General features: G+C 62.2%; 1 protein-coding gene. It reads right to left on the minus strand.

Going from position 1 to position 233, the window contains the following annotated elements:
• Positions 1-233 (minus strand): iron-sulfur cluster assembly scaffold protein (locus B4920_RS28105; RefSeq protein WP_139379801.1); only part of this gene is annotated, 233 nt, incomplete at both ends.

A 233-nucleotide genomic window follows, 5' to 3' on the forward strand; every position in this document is an offset into this window, starting at 1 on the left:
CAGTTTGCCGAGTACAGAGCCCGAGACCGGGATTCCGCCGGTCAACATGCTGTGGAAGCCCAAAAACAGCGCTTCGGCCTGTTGCTCATTCAGGCCTTTGAGGGCCTCGGTCATCAGTGAGGCCGAGGCCGTGGAAATGGCACAGCCGACACCTTCGAAGCGGGCATCCTCGATCAAGCCACCGACTACTTTCAGGCGCAGCGTCAGGCGGTCGCCGCGCAGCGGGTTGAAGC

Origin of the sequence: Zoogloea sp. LCSB751, from assembly GCF_002028455.1 — a bacterium.
Lineage (GTDB): Bacteria > Pseudomonadota > Gammaproteobacteria > Burkholderiales > Rhodocyclaceae > Zoogloea.